This window comes from Candidatus Saccharimonadales bacterium, assembly GCA_035945435.1.
GTDB lineage: Bacteria > Patescibacteriota > Saccharimonadia > Saccharimonadales > DASZAF01 > DASZAF01.
Genome location: DASZAF010000014.1, coordinates 1 through 19,796, shown reverse-complemented (window position 1 = coordinate 19,796; position 19,796 = coordinate 1). Strand labels below are relative to the sequence as shown.

Here is a 19,796-nt window from a genome sequence, read left to right as displayed (position 1 = left end):
CAAAGTAAAATACTGATGCTTGATGACTTTGTTGTGCTAAATTAATTATGTTATAATATGGCTTGATAGTTTATATAGACTTGCCTTGTACAGCGGGTAAGGTGATCGTATACTTGACCACTAACAGCTCGAGGGAGAATCATGTGTGATGATCCCTCGTTTTATAAGAGAGAGTAGAAATGAGTCTTGAGTACAGGGGTGGATTGATCCCAGTTGTAAACTTGGCAGGCGGACCGTGTGCCGGCAAAGGTCTTCAAGCGCAGGCCCTCGCCGAACTTGGCGGTGAGACCTTCGAGACGGGCCAGAGCTATCGTCTTCTGGGTCTCGAGCTTAGTCGGCTAGTAGGAGTTGAGTTCGGTATGCCGTTTGCAGAAGTGGAGCGGAGGGTACATACGCTGGGTGGTCAGGCTATTGGTGAGCTTGTGGCTGGTGTCGGCACTGCCATTGGGCAACAGGGCCGGGACTTTCTATATACCTCTGATGCATCGGCACTATCAGCTACTGTCTCGCCTCACGGACTAGTTCGTAGATACGTCAAAGCTGATCTACGGCACAGAGTGGGTGCCGTTGCAGAAGCTATCAGACAAGGTGATACCGATACGACATTCATCGTGCTTGACGGGCGTCGCCTACCTGAGGCGATTGATCACGGTGACGAAATCGAAGGTCCTGTAGAAGGATTACGGATAGTAACTGACATATTCTCAGACATTCACCCCATTGTTGCCGCCTTGCGGGACTGTGCGCGTAGGCGCATTGGACTGCCGGTTGCCGGCGAAGAGGCCCTGCCGTTTGAAGAGACTGAGCTGGGTAAGGCGTACCACAAAGCTCTTGTTCGTGCTCGTGATGATGTTGAGCGTGACCTGGACAAGAACGTACCTCAAGCTAATGCACTACCATATTGCTCTCATCATGAAGCCCCATTCGATGTAGATGGGTTGGTCGGTCTCGCCTTAGCTAGCGGTCTTGGTAACAATATTGAGCCGCTTGTCAGCCTAGGTATTCGAGCGAGCATTCCTGTCTGTAGACTTCGTGAGGGAATGGGGAGGCGGGCGTTCTTAGAGGGTCGCCAGTTACTACTCAATACGTCTCGAATGCGGCCGAATGTAGTTAGACGTGTCGTACAGGCGGCATTTATGGAGAGCGTCGACGCTGCTGTAGAATCAGGTGCGCTCGAGTCTGCAGCAGTCTAGAAACTTGCTCGAATATGCGAGAAGCTGAAATCCCATTCGGCCTCAGCCTTCTTATGTGGGTTGAAGAAGCCGTCAGGGTCAAAAATCTGCTTAGCCTCTCTGAAGATCTTAAGTATCTCGGGGCCGTACATCTCTTTCAGCCATGGCCCTCGTATCATACCGTCGTTGTGTTCACCGGATAGTGATCCCTTATAGCTAAGAACTAATTCGTTGACTTCTTTCATGGCGGGTTGAATCTTGGCGCGCTCTTTGGGTAGTTCAAACTTCATGAGTGGAATGATATGGAAGTTGCCGTCACCAACGTGACCCTGAACCGTTGCGAGAAACTTGTACTTCTTAACGATTCGCCTTAACTGTGGCAAGAACTCAGGTAGATACTGCGGGTTGACGACAAGATCGTCGATGAATGGAGCGGTGTGCTTATCTTTTACCTTCTGTCTCAGAAGATTGAAACTATGACGTCGCATGAGCCAGAACTTCTCCGACTTACCCTCGGTTGGATCCTCTTCAAAACCGTTTATCTCATAACGGGCGTGGTACTCTTTGAGCTCGCGATGAAGCGCCTTAATCTTTTCTCGAACCTCATCTTCTGTATGGCCGTTGAATTCGACCATAACGATCATCTTTGGTATACCCCTAAGGAGTTGGAGTCCATCTGGTATAAGACTAATGAGAAGCTTGATGAATCTAATCGGGCCGAGCATTTTCAGAAAGTAGGGCATGAAGCGGATGGTGAAGATTAGAGTAGCGTCATCGAATGATTCAAAACTGGCTGGCTTTGATTTGAGAACAACGTTGATTAGTTCTCCGAGTCGGTCGACATCGTGCAGGAATAGTACCAGTAGCCCCGAATGCGGACGATGGGGCACGAGACGATAGGTTATGTCAGTGACAATACCAAGAGTGCCCTGCGAGCCAACGATCAGTTTGGTCAAGTCAAAGATTCCCGTTTCGCGGTCCCAGACATCCCAAAGGTTATAGCCAGTTGAGTTCTTGCTGACATGTGGCTTAGCGGCTTTAATACGATCGTAGTTTTTATCGATCAATTCATATGTCTTGCGGTAAATTTGGCCTTCGAAGTCATGCTGGAGCATCTTGGCTTTTAGTTGGTCACGGTTGAGTGGGCCAAGAGTATACTCGTTGCCATCACTGAGGACTACTTTTAGCTGCTTGACGAAGTTCTCTGTCTTACCGAACTCGAGCGATTTCTCGCCACCCGAATTGTTAGCCACCATGCCACCAACCGTACAGAGGTCCCTTGATGCGGGATAACAGGGGAGAATCGCGCCATGTTTGAGTGTTTCCTTATCAAAATCACGGTATGGCACCCCAGGTTGCGTACGCGCTTCCTTTGCATCGACTTTCTCGATAGCTGTGAAATGCTTGCTCATATCCATGATGATTGACTCGTTGATAGCCCCGCCGCTCATATCTGTGCCGGCACTGCGGGCGGTAACTGAGAGGCGGCTGTCTTCATGTCTGTGAGAGGCAACATACTTGACGATTTCTTGAACGTCGTGGCTGTCGGCTGGGGATGCTACAACGTCAGGTTTAAGTTCAAAGAGGCTGGCATCGTGACTGTAAAACTCGCGGGTTTTAGTCGTGTCGTCAACCTCGCCTTTGATTACTTTTTTCAGGTCGTCGGTGAGTTTTGTCATGATCTCATCATACTCAGAAACGAATCGACGATCAAACACGCTTATGATTCGATCCTTGCGGTGCTTATGCTTTGAGTGGTAACGTGAAGTCATGAAAAAACATCTTCTCATTGTCGGCGGTGGTTTCGCAGGCATCAAGCTAGCCCGCGACCTGGCGCACTCAGACCTCTACAGGATCACTCTTATCTCAGACGAGACAAACTTCAGATACTACCCGACTCTCTATCGATCGGCAACTGGACATAGTAACCTCGAATCGTGTATCCCGCTCGACATGCTCTTGGCTGACGATCCCCAGATCAAATTCGTTCAAGCTAGCGTTAAGTCAATTGACCGGTCGAAGAAAGAACTCACCGCCAAAGACAGGCAGGTGTTTAAGTATGATATCTGCGTTCTGGCTATCGGGGTTGTGACAAGCTATTTTGGTATACCCGGTCTTGAGAAGTATTCGCACAATATTAAGACGTTCGAAGGGCTGAGACAACTTCGGCGTGATCTGCATGAAGAATTTATCGACGAGAGCAGGCCTGACAAGAACTATGTCATTGTCGGAGCAGGAGCTACGGGCGTTGAGCTAGCTGCAGTTTTGCGATCATATCTTAAGAAAGTGGCTCGTAACCATAAGGCCCGTTCTGACAAGATCACACTTGAGCTTGTCGAAGCAGCACCCCGGATTCTTGGTCGAATGTCTGATAGGGCGGCATTTCTCTCACAGAACCGCTTAAAACACCTCGGCGTCAAGATCATGACGGGTAGCAAAGTCGGCGGCGAGACTCATGACAAACTGATGGTTAACGGTCGGTCATTGGCTACCCATACTGTTATCTGGACTGCTGGAGTCACGAATAATCCGTTCTTTGAGGCAAACAAGAGTCAGTTTACGTTTGGTCCTCACGGTCGAGTGGCCGTTAATGCTTATATGCAAGTTGACGACTCGCTTTATGTTATTGGTGATAATGCTGAAACTAAGTATAGCGGCCTCGCTCTGACTGCCGTTCGTGATGCGGCCTACCTGTCCAAGAATCTCAAGCGACTCGCCAATGGCCGGAAGCCTAGGGTTTATAAGCCGAAGAAAACCATTGTTGTTCTCCCAGAGGGTGAGAGCTGGGCTCTTGTTGAATGGCGTGGAATTACCTTCGGTGGCTTGCTAGGTGCTCTCCTCAGGCTTGCAGCCGACCTAAAAGGTTATATGGACATCATGCCATGGCCGACTGCGGTCAAGATCTGGTTCAAGGGAATGGAAAGCGAAGAGAATTGCCCAATCTGTAAGTCTGGTCTGTAAACTTATTTACGTATATAGAGTTCCAGTAGCTCTTTGCCAACACGGTTGACATCGTACTTGAGGACCTCTGACTCTTGCCACTTGTGAATCTTAGCGCGCAGTTCTGGCGTGCTAAGCAGGATCTCTATCTTATCGGCGAATTCAACGCTATTTCGGGGGTTAAAGAGAACGTGGTTGGCTTGTGGGCCTAGCACGGTTCTATAGCCTTGGTTGTCTCCTCCCATGACGACACCCGACCCGGCAGCCATGGCTTCAAGAATGACGATCCCAAAGCTCTCACCACTAACTGACGGGTAGATGGTCAGATGCGAGCTTGCCAGGTAGCTCATCTTATCCTCCTCACTAACATATCCGACAAATTGGATCAGATGCGTGAGGTGATACCTGCGGACCATCTCCCGTAACTCGCTCTCGAGCGGACCACCACCACAGATGATTACCCGGAGATTCTCTGTTTTATTACGTTCATTAAGTCGCTTTGTAGCCTCAATAAGATACTTAACGCCTTTACGTTCAACAAGCCTACCGAGAAAGATGATGTTTGTCTTACCGTCCATCAAGTATGGCATCTTCTTGGCGGCACTAAATCGTTTGTAATCGATTGGCAGCGGGATAACCTGTGTCTTTACGCCAAAGTTGCGACTAGCGAATGCGTCTGCAGCTTTGGATACACTAACCAAGTGGTCAATCCTTTCGAACATCTTTGTCTGTAGTTTGGAGAGTAGCTTAGCGCCAACTTCTTCAAGGCGGGTGCTGCCGACGACGTGGAAAGTCCCAACGATTGATGTAGCTGGGTCTGCCATAGCAACGATGCGACCAGAAAGAAGCGGGCTGCAGGGCAGCTGCACGTGTAACGCATCAAACTGTTCTTTATCGAGAACGCTCGTGATGAACTTTTTATTAGCAACTAGCGGGACCGACATTCGGTTATGGTTAAACCTAACCTTTACGTTCTTTGAAAGTGAGTAAACTGTAGGATCGTGAATGCGTGAATGCGTTTCACCTACTAAGTAGCGGACTTCGTGATCGTTGTCTTCAAGCCATTGTCCGAGCGTCAGCATATACTGCTGCACACCATCGGGGTTGTCCAGCGTATCGTCGAAGACAAAGCCGACTTTAAGCTGTCGTTCGGACCTTGTCATGTGTTAAAAGCCTCTCGTATATTTTTTCGTAGCGATCAACGATATTTTGATAGTCGTACTGTTTGATTTCGTCTGCGGCCCACTTGCGCCACATGGTTCGAACATCTTCATCATATAGCATTAGCTCCAATCGCCGTGCAAACTCGTTTGTCGAACGAGGATCGACAAGAGACAGGTTACCTTTGCCTGTCATGACAGCTGAGTATCCGCTGTTATCACCGCAGACTGTAACAACATCCATGGCCATGCTTTCTAGTAAGACGACGCCAAATCCCTCACCGTAAAGGGCAGGCGAACAGTAAAGATCCGAGCTCTTCAAGAGCCGACGTTTCTCGACGTTGCTGACAAAGCCAAGGAACTCGACTCTTGGTATCTCGTGGGTTTGGACATAGTTCTCAAGCATCTCGCGTTTGTGACCGTCACTTGCGATCAAAAGACGCACATCATCGTGCTCTTTAATAAGTTGCTCATACGCCTTGATCAAATAGATTGTTCCTTTGCGTTTTTCAAGCCTGCCGAGATAGAGGATTGTCTTAATATCATCTTGGTACTTAGGAATTGATTTGACTTTCTTTGGATCATAAAGCTTAAGGTCGATACCACATGGGATCACTTCGACGTTGACGCCATCACCAAGCGATCGAACGTGCTCGGCGGCAGCATTAGAGGCAGCCGTCAGATAATCCAGGTGCTTAAAGACCTGCTTCGTATACGGGCTGATGGCTTTTTCGAATGACTTATTGAACGGGCTCTCTGGTAGTTTGGCGTGGAAGGTGGCTATATTCTTTGCTTTAGAGAGTTCGAGCAGCTGCATTGGCAGTCGCGGTACCCATGGCTCGTGAACGTGGAGTATGTCGAACTTCTCCTTATTGAGCATTCTCTGCAACTCTTCTCTATCGACTTGGAGTGTCAGGTCGACCATTGTATGAAGAGGTGTGTTGACCGGAGTAGCTTCAGCCACCAAGATAACATCAGTCTTATTGTGCTCGATTGAGCGGACACGTGGACGTGGCGCAATGATCTTAACTTCATGACCACGCTTCTTCAGTTCGTCATAGTGAGCAAAGATGAGCGTTTGCACGCCGCCTGGTCTAAAGATGTTGTACGGACTAACCAAGCCGATTTTCATAGGCTAAACCTTTAACTAGAGATTATACACTAGCCTTTTTCAAGACAGTTCTGATGCTACCAGGCAGAAACTGGGATGCTCCCTCAACATCCTCGATAATGGTGGGGGCGTGATTGGGTAGGTCGGCGTAGTGGACTGTCACCTCGGTAAAGATCTTACGCATGTTGCGGCGAACAACCGTGTTGTTAAAATACTGATCCTGCTTAACAGCAATATGGTGAACGGGGAGATCTATGCGTTTTTTCGTTAGATCTAGATGTGCCATCTGGTGCACAATTGAGAAATAGGTGCTGACGTCGTTGACGTGCCAGAGATGCACCTCAAAGTTAATCATCTGCTTTCTCGTCTCACGGTTTAACCCCTTCATCTTAGGATGGTTACGGGCTTGTGCTCCATAGATCGAGGAGATAACTATCTTTTGCAAGAAGACCCACCTGAAAACCCAGGCAAAGAGCTGCCAGGATAGTATTTTCGAACTGACTCTCAAGGCCAACATCGTAGGTGGGTTAAAGCTACAGTCTTTGACGCTGGTGAAACCGGCTAAGCTAACCATCAGCTTTACTCTGCTGGCAAGGTGTGGATGACGCTGGATCATACGAGTCAGTAGAGGGAAACCTAGCGAGAAACCGACGCAAATAATCTTCTGGTTTTTATCTGGATATCTCTGCTCAACGAACGCTGCCAGAAAGTCGGCAAAGTTGTCGATAGTCGGCTCTTCATTAACTCTGTGTAAACTCTCCATCCCTCCGAAACCTGGCAGGTCTGGCGCTGACAGTGGGCCAAACTTAGCGAGTGCCTGCGCGATCGTGTAGATTCTCTCCAGACTCGTATGAAGACCGTAGACAAATAGAATGGGCGTGCGCCGATCATTATCGTCGCCAAGCTCCAGAACACGTCCTTTAAGGCCATAGATGCTCAAGGGGCGTATTGCGTCCTCTGGGATTGTGTATGGAAGATCCATAGTTGTCCCAATTGTACATAATAATTGGTGAATTGCGTTATATGGTCTAGAATGAGCTTGGTTATGCATAAAGACTTAATAAGTTTTTTCGCAAATTACTTCTTTATCTTTCCGCTTCTCTGGGCAGCGTACATAATGCTCGAATTGAAGGTGCGACGCGGGGAGTATATCGTTAGAACTGTCTGTGCGGGAATTACTGCGGTTGTTTTTGCGGCTATCGGCATGAAGCTGTACCATCACGCCAGACCATACGTTCTAAGCCACGTACAGGCCCTTGCTATCAATCCGCACAACAACTCTTTCCCGTCGCTACATGCACTTCTGATTACTGCGGCTGCCCTGGTCGTCTACCTGGCTACTAAGAATTGGTGGTACTTCATCGTTCTCGTGGCTACAGACGCGGTTGTTGCGTGGGCTCGCATCTTAGCGCATGTTCACTTCCTAACAGATATCATTGGTGGTGTGCTGATGTCGATTGTGGCCGTCGCCATCTGGTTCTGGGTTCCATTGCCCGACTTTTTGAAGCAACTGAGTAAGACTACTGGCACGTGGTTAGATCGCAAGATACCCGTCAGAAAATAACACCTCAAAGCACGGTATACTAAGATTATGATACCTGCTATTGTAGCGATTCTATCGATAGTCGATTTCGTGCTCTTGGTCGTTATGATGAAAAAGGTCTGGGGCTCTAGTGGTGAGGTCGCAGATGTTGATAAACTGCTGGAAAAAAGTCAGGAGCGTTTCAGCCGTCTTCTCAAGGAAGAGATGCAGCTTAATCGCCGCGAAGTGTCGACCAGCCTAAAGGATAACAGCGACTCTCTCGACAGAAGACTGGCGGGCGTTGCTGCCAACCAGGCTAAAGAGATCGCTAGGTTAGTTGACGTTGTTGAAAAGAAGCTAACCCGCATTCAACTCGATAATACCACCCAGCTTGAAAAGATGCGCCAGACGGTTGATGAAAAACTTCAGTCTACCCTGGAGAAACGCCTTGGTGAATCTTTCAAACATGTCAGCCAACAGCTGGAACAGGTCTACAAAGGATTGGGTGAGATGCAGCATCTGGCTAGCGGAGTCGGCGATCTTAAGAAGGTGCTTGCTAACGTTAAGACGCGCGGGACTTGGGGAGAGATCCAGTTAGATAATCTTCTTTCACAGATCCTCGTTAAAGAACAGTATGAGAAGAATGTTGCGGTCGTCCCACGAAGTAGTGAGCGAGTTGAGTTTGCTATTAAGATTCCTTCCAAAGACGCCGACAACACTGTCGTCTGGCTACCTATTGACGCAAAGTTCCCGCTCGAGGACTATCACCGGTTGGTTGAAGCTCAAGAGGCAGGTGATATCGAAGCCATTAAGACAAGCAGCAAAAATATCGAGGCACGCATCAAACAGGAAGCTAAGACTATCAACGATAAATATATCAGTCCGCCTCACACAACTGACTTTGCCTTACTCTATATTCCGATCGAAGGACTTTACGCGGAAGTCGTTCAGCGCCCAGGGCTGACTGATTCCATCCAGAGTCAATACAAAGTCGTCGTGGCGGGCCCACAGAGTGTTGCTGCTATGCTTAACGCTTTTCAGGTCGGCTTCAGAACACTTGCAATCGAAAAGCGCACTAGTGAGATCTGGGCAGTGCTCGGCAGTGTCAAGACGGAGTTTGGAAAGTTCGGAGATATGCTCGAGAAGACCAAGCAGAAATTAGAGCAGGCCACCAAAACGATCGACGAAGCTTCGACAAAGACACGGACGATCGGGCGGCAATTGGACAAGGTCCAGATTCTAGAACCTGGTAAGAGTCAGACGAACCTCTTAGAAAAGTAAAAGGATATCCGTGTTTCAGTCGGATACCCATAGAGAACGATCAGTACTAGTAAGTCTAGCATAAAACGTTAGCTTTTTCAAGTCTATTTACATATTTTTAGACAGCAGTCTATAATGATCTTGACAATGGCAACTAAAACAAAAAGGAAGAATACCGCGACGCGTAAGCGTTCAACTTCACGTGTGAGTAGCACTAAGAGCACTTGGGCGAAGCTAAAGCCAACCGCCAGAGCAATCTTTATCAGCCTTTGCACCGCATTGATCTTAGCCTCGGCGTTTTACTCGTACTCGTATGCCCAGGCGCCTCCACTTTTCACCCCGGCTCAATTCAACGCTGCTTTTGACGGTACTATTCACTCAGACGTTACTGAATCAGTCCAACTGCCGAATAAGAATATCCTCTGGATCTTTGGCGACACCAACATGATAGATGGGCAACCAGCAGGTTTCCCACACGACGCTTTTCTTACTCAGAAGCCGAACAGTTTGACGCTGACCGCTGTACCTGGCCCATACGGGCATGGATGGCAACAAGTCCCCAACTGGTCGGATGGGACGGTTTTCTGGATGAATATACCTGTCGTTGATGGCAATACGCTTTATATTATGGGTGAACGTGTCAACGAGTCGTCTAGCGGCTTTAAGGTCATTGCTCCGTACATGGCCGAGTTTAACGCGTCAACGCTTGCATATGAGGGTGTTATGGCGATGCCAGGTGGTTCTACTGGGGCGACTGTCTGGGGTGGTGTTGCCAGAACCAACAATGGATTCTGGGTAACAGGGACGCACCAGGTGTCATGTTACATTGTCAACTGTAAGGTTGGTGACGTGGCTTTCGTCCCGTTTGGTGATCTTGCCAGGAATAATATGTGGCAGATCTATAACAACGTCATACCGGCTACAGCTAACGTTGGCACAACTCTTGGACTCATTCAGACAAGTACTGGGTGGGCTTTATTCACCAAGCAAGGAGATGCCTATGGTGGTTCGAGCGTCGAACGCTTGAGTGCAACAAACGTTACTGGCACATGGACAGTCAATGGGACGTGGCCTATTTCAAGTCCCTCAGGTTCGACGACCTATGGTGTGGCTGTCCACCCCGAGCAGGTTGCGCCAAACGGTGATGTTCTTGTCTCCTATAACGTTAATGGCACGAGCAGTACGACATATCCATATGCTCAGTTCTTAGATCTCCCCGTTGAACAGACAGGACCCGTCACTCTCGTGCAAACGCAAGCTGGGACATCTACGAACGGCAATAAATGTTTGGATGACTACCATAGCAGTACGAGGAACGGAAATAAGATAGATATCTGGACCTGTAACCAGACCAATGCCCAACAGTGGACCTTTAACTACAGTACGAGCGAAACCCTGACAGCCATGGGCAAGTGTCTTGATGACACTAGGGGTCAGGCCACAGATGGCAACAAAATCCAGCTTTGGAGCTGTAATGGCAGTAAGAACCAGCAGTGGGGTGAGACACCGAGTGGTGAGATAGTAAGTGTGGCCGCGCAGAAGTGCCTCGATGATCTAAATGACGGGTCATCTAACGGTCAGCAGCTTGTTATTGAGGCCTGTTCAGGAAGGCCTGGTCAGGACTGGTTGGCGCCTTAGCGCTTGACATCATTGTCTACTAGGCAATACTTGGGCCATGACGGCAGATGCCGACCACGAAGCTTTAGTGTGGCTACCCGACCCAGAAAGACGTGAGACAGTCATTACAGACCGTTTCGACAGCATCGTCAGACGACTGGCAGTTGTTCCTCGCCCAGACTACTACGACGATGAACCACTTCGCGAGGGTCGGTACAGTTTTACTCCGTTAGGAATGCCGATACCATGCGACACAGTTAGCGCTCGGATTTACGGATTTGATGATCAGGGCGAACATAACGAGTGGTATGAGATTGAGTTCGCCGATGGTGACAACACTATGTGGAGAATCAGCCGTACCGTTGGCCACGGACTATCTGTAGATGCGCACGGCACTGACCTGAGTTATAGCGATGCGGAGATACTCGACCGAGTTGAAGGGCAACTAGATTGGCTTGAAGAGACATATCTTCAGCCTAATGAGGAAACGGCATCCTGGATCAAGCTTCAGCAAGAGCCGGTCGTCCTCCTAAGAAGCCTTGCTGGAGCTAGCCTCGGTGCGATAGACAGTGACGAGGGTATCTTTTGGGTCGATGACCTCGACTTTAGATTCATCGGGATGCAGGCGACACAGACCGGTTACGATATTAAGGCATTCGGCTCGTGGACAACTAAGACTCCCGATCCCCGAAAACCACGTATATTCGATATTGTTCGTCCGTCCGTTAACGTGCGAATTGCCGGCCAGCGTGAATTCTATTGGATGACTCTCCAAATACAGCATCATGAAAACGGCGTCCTTGTTTCGGATGATGAACGGCCCGTAGACGTCTTATATGATGAGTATGATGATGACGCGATCGTCCGTTTAACTGATCTCAGCCATTTGCTCGCACGTATTAGACCGATCGATCACGTTGACCTTGCGACCGTGAATGATCCTAACGCCAAGCGTGGGCATCAAGATGACCCCGATTGACCCGCCCCAAGATATCGCTTACACTTTGCGTAGACGACTCTACTGAAACAGAAATGCCAAACAAGCGACATCCCAAACATCATTCCTATCGACCGTCTGTAAAGCCGATGGACTTTTTTATATGGCTCTTCTCGGTGGCAACACCACTTTTTGAAATTCCGCAGGCATACACAATCTACGTAAATCACAGCAGTCAGAATGTCTCTATCTATACATGGGGCTTTTTTCTGATTGATAACGTTGTCTGGCTTGTTTACGCCATTCGCAAAGACTCCAAGCCACTTCTTATAACTTCGATTCTTTACTTCCTGATAGAGCTCAGCATCGTAATCGGTATCTTTAAATATTCATATTTGAGCTAAAACACTGGCCCACTAGATTGGTATGCTACACTAGATATGGAACCGAATAACGAAGCATGTTATGTGTACGTTATTCACTCCTGAAACTGATCATCGCAACAACTAATTGAATAAGGATACATAAATTCGCCATGGGGCTCTATTTGAAACAGGACCAGCAACAATCTCAGATGCATAAGAATTTAGTACGCGATTTAGATAAAAGACTTCAGGGCAAACCGTCATCGCCAGTTGCTTCAGCTCACCCGGTCAGACAGTCACTTCCAACAGAGATGTCAATCTCCAAGACATGGGGCGCAGTATTTATCATCGGCGGCTTAGTAGGCCTGCTGCTGGCTTTCATCGTTCGCCAAGACCCAAACGTCATGCACGAGCCAGGTACGAAAGTGTTAGCCTCGGCTGGCGTGGCATCTATTCTATTCGGTTCGTTCCTTTTGATGATTGGCCGTCGCCACTCACGTTCAGCAAACTAGAGCAAGCAGCTCTATTTTTTTGCTTCCAGCACCGCTGCTGGCTCATTATGGGCCAGCATATCTATAATTAACGCTGCCGTCCAAGAAAAGTTGGTAGCTCCAGCTCCACTGCCGTCTAACGGCGAAAAGTATTCGCGAAAGCCAGATTTCTCTACCAGTGCTAGCGACGATGTGGTTATACTCTGTGCAATGTCATCGTATCCGTAATGGCGCAACCCATCCGCAAGCAGCCAGTTTGTATTCAACCAAACCGGTCCCGACCAATAGTGAATCTCTCTAAAATGAGTTGAGCTGAGCGGGACACTCGGAACTGGATAGGTGGTCCAGAACTCTTTTCTGTTCTTGAGTAAGTGAACGAGCTTCTTGGCTCGCTCATGTGTGATCGCGCGGCTGTATAGCGGCATAAGGGCAGCAATAGTTGGAACCCTCAGTTTTTCATCGGTCACAAAGTTTTGGGAGTAGTACTGCTCACTTTGCTCGTCCCATAGGTCGTCAAGTGCAAGAGCAGCTCTAGTCATCTGGACGTGCAGCTCGCGTGGCAGTTGTCTTCGGATCGTCTTAGCTATCTCTTCAAGGATTTGATTGTTGCGTATCAAGATCGAGTTAAAAAAGAGGTCTTCGATAGCAAACAAGCCATGCTTGAGGATCAGGTTAGTCTGGTATTTCTTTCGCCTCATACGAACGACGATATTGTAGAGGCGCAGAGCGTCCATGGTAGACATCCGTTGTTCAATAGAAGCACTCTGGAGATCCTGCCTGATGAGATCAATCAGCTTATCAGCGTGAACTGCCCCGATCAGACTTATCCAGAACGGAGTCCAGTGTGTATGGAGTTCAGTTATCCAAGGGGGTGTGTCATCGGTCCCGGTCTCCCATGGATGGAGGAGAACAACTAAGCCCTCATGGTGTGGGTTGCGCTCGGTATAAAGCCACGTGTGATATGCCACCAGCTTCGGATAGAACTCTTCAAAGAGCTTGTTGCGCTTCGGTGCAGTTAGTCTCTCGCCGATACGCCAGACCGCTTCTGCAAGAAGTGGCGGCTGGGTGATGCCACTGGTCTTAATGGTTGGTGGTGCCTGTGGTGATACTTCGCTGCGCCACAGACGAGAACCTGACTGGTGATCGTGATGGAAGACTTCGTTTGGGATCATCCCGTTATCCCACTGCCCAGCACAGATAGATCTTAACTCTCGGATGGCCCGTTCGGGCTTGTAATGCGAGAGGCCGATGGCTATGAAGCAAGAGTCCCAGAACCACTGGTTGGGGTACATATCAAGGGCCGCTTGAGTCCAGTTGCCGTTGTCATTACGCTCGAGGACTGCTTTTGCCTGGCCGAGTAGGTCGCCGTCTTTCATCGATAGTTCACAAAGTTAATCGGAAATTCCAAAGAAGTGTCGCGCAGTGTTTGCATCAAGCGTTGAAGCTCGTCTTTACTCTGGCTACTGACTCGTACGGTGTCCCCCTGTATTTGAGCTTTGATCTTCGGGAACTGCTGCCTAATTAGGTTGGTGATCTGCTTGGCTTTCTCTTGGTCAAGACCTTTCCTAAGATAAACTTCCTTACGAACGACCATATTTGCCGTCGTCTCTGGCAATGACGTATCAAGTGTCTTCTGTGAGATACCGCGACTGGCCAGTTTCTTTCGAACGATGTCTAAGATGCTCTCAATATGGAAGTCGTTATCACCCATGATTACGAGACTGCCACTGCCGTGACCCTTTGGGTCGAATGTTAACTCTGCGGCTGTCCCTTTAAAATCGTATCGGTTGGCTATCTCTCTTTTGGACTGGTCGATGGCGTTGTGCATCTCAGATAGGTCAAAGTCCGAAACGATGTCAAAGGTGGAGTCTTTAGCCATACCATCATTCTATCCGCACGGCTTACAAATGGGCAATAGATTCATAAGATGCGTAGGCCAGTCTGAGCTTGACTGACGGAAATGCGAGTGATATCAAAGCCTGTATGGGCTTAGCGACGAAACGAGGCAATTTACCTGAGAACATGGATATACTCGTTGTGCTCATGAAGAACATCGGCATTGGCTCATCACGACGCAGGATACGTCAGGCGCCGAATCATTTGGGTCCTGATAGCATCCTCAACCTCACAGCCGCAGCCATAGTTGCACAGTCCCGACCTGGTCTCAAGCTACTTCTTAGTGGTGGCAAGACTGCGGGCCCCGATCTTCCGTCAGAAGCGTCCGCCGGGAGAGACTATCTGATGAAAGAGTTCTCGGGGATCGATGGAAACGACATCATAACTGAGGAGGAGTCAATGGACACCGCTCAGAACGCCGAGAATTGTCTACCACTACTCAAGAGATACAGTCATATTGGACTATTGAGTGTTGGTCTCCATGCCGTAAATGCGGCAGTTCTCTACGTGAGGTACGGAATACCAGTTGAGGGTGTTATGACCTCACAAGAGATCATTAGAAGAGACGGCCACTACGCGAGCCTCCTTAACGAGCACCGATCACCGCGCACCACTTTAGAATTCGTTAAAGAGGCTGCCAGGTATATCTTATTGCAGACAATCGACAGACGAGGAATGCTCCTTAGACAGATTACGCTTAGAAGTAGGGGTTGATGTAGCTTTTGACTACGTGACTTTACCTGTAAGTTGACAACTTGTTTGAAACAGGTCATTTTAGACCCCATGACATTCATGCATCGTGCAAACTTAGAACAGGCTTTGAGGGCTGCGCCACTTATCGGTCAGGAAAGCGACACTGATGCCGTTCTTACAGCTGATGATGCCGTGGACCCAAAAGGGTTTAGAAGGTTTGTTTCGCCACTTGGAGTTGAAGTTTGGGGTAATAGAATCTATTTTAGAGACTCCTCGGCATTTGCTTTCATGCTCGGGCAAGTTGGTCTAGGTGATCTTGCGCCTTCAGTTGTTCAGCATCACATGGATATGGTCGATGCACATAAGCAACTTGGTGCAGTGGCGCGATCGCTAGCTTTTGTTATGGCATTTTTCAGAGAGGGCAATGGTCATAACCCGAACTATCTTACGCAGCATTTTGTTCATGCAGAATACAGCGAAGAGCGTCCGCTTTCTAGACTTGGATTTCTCGCAGTTCTTGCCCATCCTCGAGAGCTTACACCTGAAGATATTGATAACATAGCCGATGTCGACCATCCGGAATGGCCATTAACTGTTGCGCGTGTTGCTGAATTGATCGGAGAACATAATGATGCCAACCCGGATGATCAATTGCCTATGCCACTCTCACTTGCTCGTGGCTGAAGTAGCGAACATACTATAACGATGTTATAATATGGTAAATGCCGTACAGAACTCTTACTTTAGACCCCACAGAATATCCGGACGGTGCACCACTGGGTGAGTGGGTACCAGTTGATGTGCGACGTGGCGTCAATGGCATCGAATTCGACGAAGATGGCCTCGGGAGTCTCTACAGTGAGCGGCAGCTTGGGCGTATCGGCACTGCCCTGGGGCTAGGAGATTCACGTGATCCACTCTCGGCTGGTATCGAGCATGTACGAGCACGTCTCCTCGAACATCCTGGTTATGCAGGGGATCCTAAGCCCTACCTTTCTATCGCGGGCCCATTCTAATCTGTTGGTCTATTCTGTAAACTTGTTATAATGATGACAAGTATGGAATATTCAGATCCTCGCGTTGCCGAGGTAGCCAAGCTACTACGAGACCGTCTGGCCAGTTCTGACAATAGGTCAGATGTAATGAGGGCACCCGAGCTCAGGTCACTTTATGCAGAGGTAGGCAAGAGCGAGCCAGACCAGAGGGCTGAACTGGGGCGCCAAATAAATCAGCTCAAGGCTGAGCTTGAAGGTTTGGCCAACGCTGAAGGTGTGCTGGCTACGTCACAGACCCCAATTGATGTCACCGCGCCATTTGATATTAATACGCCAACCGACGAACATCCTAGGCTTCTGGATAGCGAAGAAGGCAGTAGACACCCTCTCATGAGTGAACTTGAATATATTCTAGACATCTTCTATCGGATGGGCTTTATGGTCGTCGAATCACCAGAAATTGATGATGATTATCATATGTTTGGCAGCCTTAACTTCCCCGAGGGTCATCCCGCGCGTGACGACTATGACACTTTCGTTACTGTGCAGACGGACACATCAGGCAGGCAGTTGATTGCCCCTGCCCACACCAGTACGATGCAGAACCGCATCCTGAAGCGGTATAGAGAGAACCTGGATAAAGGGGGTTCGATCGCTGTCGTCATTCCCGGTCGAGTCTTCCGAAACGAGGACCTGGATCCGCGTCATGAACACACTTTTTATCAGCTCGAGGGCGTCTATGTAGGCAAAGGGATAGGTGCCAACATGCTCATCGCAACGCTCAAGGAATTCATGCAAGCCTACTATCAACGTGATCTTAAGATAAAGACACAGCCATTCTACTTCCCATTTACCGAACCCAGTTTTGAGTTTGCGGCAGAGTGTATCTTCTGTGAGCAACGAGGTTGCCCAGTCTGTAGCCACACCGGTTGGATCGAGTTGCTTGGTTGTGGCATGATCCACCCCAACGTTCTCAAGGAAGCCGGGATTGATCCAACGATTTACACGGGATTCGCGTGGGGTGGTGGCATCGAACGACCAGTCATGATCAAATATGGCATCGAAGATATACGTTACTTTGAATCAGCGAAGCTCGACTTCTTAAGGCAGTTTGCATAATTTGGGACAACCAAGCAATGAAAGTTAGCCTAAATACTATCAAATATCTTAACCGGACTTACCATAGCGCCGGTGATCCGACAGCCGATGGCGTTGACGCGCTCATTGATAGGATTAACAAACAACTGGGCGCCATTGAAGAGACAATTGATCTCGGTAAACGCTATGTAGGGCTACGAATCGTCAGAGTCATACGCTGCGAAGATCACCCGAATGCCGATAAACTCCACCTCTGTCTCGTTGACGACGATAAGCAGGTTGACGGAGTTGAGCGTGACTCAGATGGTTATGTACAGATCGTCTGCGGAGCTCCGAATGTTCGTGAGGGCATGCTTGCAGTCTGGATACCGCCCGGGCATGTTGTCCCGGAATCTGTCGATAGCAACGAGCCATTTGTCATTGAGAAGAAGGAGATACGAGGGCGTGCCAGTAACGGAATGATGGCCAGCCCTCGGGAACTCGCACTCGGTGACTACCACGAAGGTATTCTCGAAATCAAAGACGAGGTTGAGCCAGGCGTTCTCTTTGCTGACTACTACAATCTGAAGGATGATCTGGTTATCGATATCGAGAATAAGATGTTCACTCATCGACCAGACTGCTTCGGTTATCTTGGGGTCGCCCGAGAACTTGCCGGTATCAAGCACGAGGTGTACAAGAGCCCTGAATGGTATAAGCCTGAACTGGGGACGCTCTCTCCTGATGGCGACGAATTAAGCTTAGGATTCGACAATCAGCTGCCTGAACTTGTCCCGCGCTTCACGGCTCTGACGGTGCGCGACGTCAAAGTTGGACCTAGTCCTCTTTGGTTACAGATAGAGCTCGCCAAGGTTGATATTCGCCCAATTAACAATGTCGTTGACCTGACTAATCTCTATATGGTTCTCACGGGTCAGCCGATCCATGCGTATGACTACGACAAAGTGGCGGCGTTGTCAGAGAACGGCAAGGCTGCGTTAGTCGTGCGTCACCCAAGAGAAGGTGAGAAAATCACCCTTCTTAATGGCAAGACAATTGAGCCATGGGCTGGGGCTATGATGGTCGCAACTAACAAGCAGCTTATCTGTCTCGGTGGTGCCATGGGTGGTGGCGAGACAGAAGTCAGTGAAACTACAACCAATTTGATTATAGAGGCGGCTACTTGGGACATGTACGCTATGCGCAGGACTGCCATGACACATGGCATCTTTACCGACGCCGTGACGCGTTTTACCAAAGGTCAATCACCTCTCCAGAACCTAGCAGTTGTTAATAAGATTACCGAGGAGATCACCCATTACGCTAGTGGTAAGGTGGCGAGCAGAACAATCGATGACATCCATCTATTGGACGGCACCCTAGAGCGTCACAGCCTCCACGAGCCTATACGCATTGACGCACAGTTTATCAATGAGCGGCTTGGCTCTAGTCTTGCAGCAAGCGAGATGGCTACTCTGCTTAGAAACGTTGAATTTGACGTGACTGTTGCGAATGACTGGATCCAAGTGACTGCCCCATTCTGGCGAACCGATATAGAGATACCTGAAGACCTGGTCGAAGAAGTTGGCCGGCTGTATGGTTATGACAACTTCCCACTAGTATTGCCGACACGTGACCTTACTCCCGCCCGACGTAATCAGTTCTTTGATCTACGATCTGCCATCCGTAGATCACTCAGTAAGGCTGGTGCTAACGAAGTCTTAACTTACTCATTTGTTCACGGTAACCTGCTTGATAAAGTCGGGCAAGATCGCAAACTGGCTTTTCAGTTGAGTAACGCTTTAAGCCCAGACCTACAGTATTATCGTATGAGCTTGATGCCAAGTTTGCTCGAAAAGGTGGCTCCCAACCTACGCTCAGGTTATAGCCAATTTGTCTTATTTGAGATGGGCAAGGGCCACACACTTCTCCATAAGGACGACGGCGAAGATAACTTACCTCAAGAGTTTGAGCTACTTGGCGGTGTCTACGCAGCAGCAGATAAGGTCAAGACTTCCGGAGCAGCATTCTACCAGGCTCGTAAGTACCTGACCGTTTTGGCAAAAGATATTGGTCTATCACTCAAGTTCGTTCCAATAACGGAAGAGATGCCTCACGTGCCGATTATGCAGCCCTATGAGTCAAGGAGGAGTGTCCTTGTCTATATTGATGATGACAGCGAACAGCTACTGGGCGTGTTGGGTGAGTTTAAGACATCTGTTAGGCAGGCTCTCAAGCTGCCGCAACACACGGCCGGCTTTGAGATCAACCTGAAGGCCGCTATGGCCGCCCAGCGACAAGTTAACAACTACCAAGTCCTTTCTAAGTTTCCACCAACAGAGCAAGATATCTGCTTTAAGGTTAAAACTGAGACCGAATACGGACAGCTTCTAAAGGTAGTCCTGGAGTTCTTCAAGCCGCGCGATTTCATCTTTCATGTTACGCCCGTCGACATCTATCAGCGTCAAGCCGAGCCTTCTAATAAACAGATAACATTCCGTTTAGTCATCCAACACTATGAACGAACCCTCAAGACAGTGGAGATAAACGAGCTTCTTGA

General features: G+C 48.9%; 19 protein-coding genes. 13 read left to right on the top strand and 6 right to left on the bottom strand.

Going from position 1 to position 19,796, the window contains the following annotated elements; translation table 11 throughout:
- The first annotated feature begins 179 nt into the window (after positions 1-179).
- Positions 180-1,193: a hypothetical protein gene (locus tag VGS28_01530; GenBank protein ID HEV2412469.1), complete on the top strand. Its 1,014-nt coding sequence runs from the start codon at positions 180-182 to the stop codon at positions 1,191-1,193.
- Here the strand turns inward: VGS28_01530 and VGS28_01525 are convergent.
- Positions 1,190-2,851: an FAD-binding oxidoreductase gene (locus VGS28_01525; protein HEV2412468.1), complete on the bottom strand. Its 1,662-nt coding sequence runs from the start codon at positions 2,849-2,851 to the stop codon at positions 1,190-1,192. The genes VGS28_01530 and VGS28_01525 overlap by 4 nt on opposite strands.
- Before the next feature lie 91 nt (positions 2,852-2,942).
- On the opposite strand from VGS28_01525, the gene VGS28_01520 reads away from it, so the two are divergent.
- Entirely contained in the window at positions 2,943-4,133 is a 1,191-nt protein-coding gene (locus VGS28_01520; protein ID HEV2412467.1) for an FAD-dependent oxidoreductase, read from the top strand.
- A 2-nt stretch (positions 4,134-4,135) separates the two neighbouring features.
- On the opposite strand, the gene VGS28_01515 is transcribed toward VGS28_01520, so the two are convergent.
- Genes VGS28_01515 through VGS28_01505 form a run of 3 tightly spaced genes read right to left on the bottom strand, consistent with a single transcriptional unit; the run spans position 4,136 to position 7,365 of the window.
- Positions 4,136-5,275, bottom strand: coding sequence for a glycosyltransferase family 4 protein (locus VGS28_01515; GenBank protein ID HEV2412466.1), 1,140 nt, complete (start codon positions 5,273-5,275; stop codon positions 4,136-4,138).
- Positions 5,250-6,404, bottom strand: a complete 1,155-nt coding sequence (locus VGS28_01510; GenBank protein HEV2412465.1) for a glycosyltransferase family 4 protein — start codon at positions 6,402-6,404, stop codon at positions 5,250-5,252. The genes VGS28_01515 and VGS28_01510 overlap by 26 nt, the downstream gene beginning before the upstream one ends.
- 22 nt (positions 6,405-6,426) lie before the next feature.
- Positions 6,427-7,365, bottom strand: a complete 939-nt coding sequence (locus VGS28_01505) for an alpha/beta fold hydrolase (GenBank protein ID HEV2412464.1) — start codon at positions 7,363-7,365, stop codon at positions 6,427-6,429.
- A 63-nt stretch (positions 7,366-7,428) separates the two neighbouring features.
- Here VGS28_01505 and VGS28_01500 point away from each other — a divergent pair, with 63 nt between their 5' ends.
- The 6 genes from VGS28_01500 to VGS28_01475 all read left to right on the top strand — a co-directional run bounded on the left by VGS28_01500 (position 7,429) and on the right by VGS28_01475 (position 12,596).
- Positions 7,429-7,947, top strand: a complete 519-nt coding sequence (locus VGS28_01500; GenBank protein HEV2412463.1) for a phosphatase PAP2 family protein — start codon at positions 7,429-7,431, stop codon at positions 7,945-7,947.
- Positions 7,948-7,974: 27 nt separating this feature from the next.
- The gene (gene rmuC / locus VGS28_01495) at positions 7,975-9,186 is read left to right on the top strand and encodes a DNA recombination protein RmuC (protein HEV2412462.1); all 1,212 of its coding nucleotides are present in this window, start codon (positions 7,975-7,977) and stop codon (positions 9,184-9,186) included.
- A gap of 126 nt (positions 9,187-9,312) precedes the next feature.
- Entirely contained in the window at positions 9,313-10,803 is a 1,491-nt protein-coding gene (locus tag VGS28_01490; GenBank protein ID HEV2412461.1) for a ricin-type beta-trefoil lectin domain protein, read from the top strand.
- A gap of 37 nt (positions 10,804-10,840) precedes the next feature.
- A complete protein-coding gene (locus tag VGS28_01485) occupies positions 10,841-11,761 on the top strand; it encodes a hypothetical protein (protein ID HEV2412460.1) in 921 nt (306 codons plus the stop codon).
- Positions 11,762-11,868: 107 nt separating this feature from the next.
- Positions 11,869-12,123: a PQ-loop domain-containing transporter gene (locus VGS28_01480; GenBank protein ID HEV2412459.1), complete on the top strand. Its 255-nt coding sequence runs from the start codon at positions 11,869-11,871 to the stop codon at positions 12,121-12,123.
- Between the two features lie 131 nt (positions 12,124-12,254).
- Positions 12,255-12,596 carry a hypothetical protein gene (locus VGS28_01475; GenBank protein HEV2412458.1) on the top strand — a complete coding sequence of 114 codons (342 nt, stop codon included), beginning with the start codon at positions 12,255-12,257 and terminating at the stop codon, positions 12,594-12,596.
- An 11-nt stretch (positions 12,597-12,607) separates the two neighbouring features.
- Here the strand turns inward: VGS28_01475 and VGS28_01470 are convergent, their stop codons facing one another.
- On the bottom strand, positions 12,608-13,951 hold the full coding sequence (locus tag VGS28_01470) for a trehalase family glycosidase (GenBank protein HEV2412457.1): 1,344 nt from the start codon (positions 13,949-13,951) through the stop codon (positions 12,608-12,610).
- Positions 13,948-14,454 carry a YajQ family cyclic di-GMP-binding protein gene (locus tag VGS28_01465; GenBank protein HEV2412456.1) on the bottom strand — a complete coding sequence of 169 codons (507 nt, stop codon included), beginning with the start codon at positions 14,452-14,454 and terminating at the stop codon, positions 13,948-13,950. Before VGS28_01465 ends, VGS28_01470 begins: the two co-directional genes overlap by 4 nt.
- A gap of 164 nt (positions 14,455-14,618) precedes the next feature.
- Between VGS28_01465 and VGS28_01460 the strand changes: the two genes are divergently transcribed.
- From VGS28_01460 to pheT, 5 genes are all read left to right on the top strand, one after another.
- Positions 14,619-15,185: a YdcF family protein gene (locus VGS28_01460; GenBank protein ID HEV2412455.1), complete on the top strand. Its 567-nt coding sequence runs from the start codon at positions 14,619-14,621 to the stop codon at positions 15,183-15,185.
- Positions 15,186-15,230: 45 nt separating this feature from the next.
- Entirely contained in the window at positions 15,231-15,848 is a 618-nt protein-coding gene (locus tag VGS28_01455; GenBank protein HEV2412454.1) for a hypothetical protein, read from the top strand.
- Positions 15,849-15,886: 38 nt separating this feature from the next.
- Positions 15,887-16,180: a hypothetical protein gene (locus VGS28_01450; protein ID HEV2412453.1), complete on the top strand. Its 294-nt coding sequence runs from the start codon at positions 15,887-15,889 to the stop codon at positions 16,178-16,180.
- 42 nt (positions 16,181-16,222) lie between these two features.
- On the top strand, positions 16,223-17,278 hold the full coding sequence (locus tag VGS28_01445; GenBank protein ID HEV2412452.1) for a phenylalanine--tRNA ligase subunit alpha: 1,056 nt from the start codon (positions 16,223-16,225) through the stop codon (positions 17,276-17,278).
- Between the two features lie 17 nt (positions 17,279-17,295).
- The coding region (pheT, locus tag VGS28_01440; protein HEV2412451.1) for a phenylalanine--tRNA ligase subunit beta at positions 17,296-19,796 on the top strand (2,501 nt) is incomplete at its 3' end.

Coding starts and splice junctions, on each gene's coding strand:
- rmuC (HEV2412462.1), top strand. CDS start 7,975: ATGATACCTGCTATTGTAGCGATTCTATCGATAGTCGATTTCGTGCTC.
- VGS28_01505 (HEV2412464.1), bottom strand. CDS start 7,365: ATGGATCTTCCATACACAATCCCAGAGGACGCAATACGCCCCTTGAGC.
- VGS28_01515 (HEV2412466.1), bottom strand. CDS start 5,275: ATGACAAGGTCCGAACGACAGCTTAAAGTCGGCTTTGTCTTCGACGAT.
- VGS28_01480 (HEV2412459.1), top strand. CDS start 11,869: ATGGACTTTTTTATATGGCTCTTCTCGGTGGCAACACCACTTTTTGAA.
- VGS28_01460 (HEV2412455.1), top strand. CDS start 14,619: ATGAAGAACATCGGCATTGGCTCATCACGACGCAGGATACGTCAGGCG.
- VGS28_01470 (HEV2412457.1), bottom strand. CDS start 13,951: ATGAAAGACGGCGACCTACTCGGCCAGGCAAAAGCAGTCCTCGAGCGT.
- VGS28_01500 (HEV2412463.1), top strand. CDS start 7,429: ATGCATAAAGACTTAATAAGTTTTTTCGCAAATTACTTCTTTATCTTT.
- VGS28_01530 (HEV2412469.1), top strand. CDS start 180: ATGAGTCTTGAGTACAGGGGTGGATTGATCCCAGTTGTAAACTTGGCA.
- VGS28_01490 (HEV2412461.1), top strand. CDS start 9,313: ATGGCAACTAAAACAAAAAGGAAGAATACCGCGACGCGTAAGCGTTCA.
- VGS28_01510 (HEV2412465.1), bottom strand. CDS start 6,404: ATGAAAATCGGCTTGGTTAGTCCGTACAACATCTTTAGACCAGGCGGC.
- VGS28_01520 (HEV2412467.1), top strand. CDS start 2,943: ATGAAAAAACATCTTCTCATTGTCGGCGGTGGTTTCGCAGGCATCAAG.
- VGS28_01475 (HEV2412458.1), top strand. CDS start 12,255: ATGGGGCTCTATTTGAAACAGGACCAGCAACAATCTCAGATGCATAAG.
- VGS28_01445 (HEV2412452.1), top strand. CDS start 16,223: ATGGAATATTCAGATCCTCGCGTTGCCGAGGTAGCCAAGCTACTACGA.
- VGS28_01465 (HEV2412456.1), bottom strand. CDS start 14,454: ATGGCTAAAGACTCCACCTTTGACATCGTTTCGGACTTTGACCTATCT.
- VGS28_01485 (HEV2412460.1), top strand. CDS start 10,841: ATGACGGCAGATGCCGACCACGAAGCTTTAGTGTGGCTACCCGACCCA.
- VGS28_01525 (HEV2412468.1), bottom strand. CDS start 2,851: ATGACAAAACTCACCGACGACCTGAAAAAAGTAATCAAAGGCGAGGTT.
- VGS28_01450 (HEV2412453.1), top strand. CDS start 15,887: ATGCCGTACAGAACTCTTACTTTAGACCCCACAGAATATCCGGACGGT.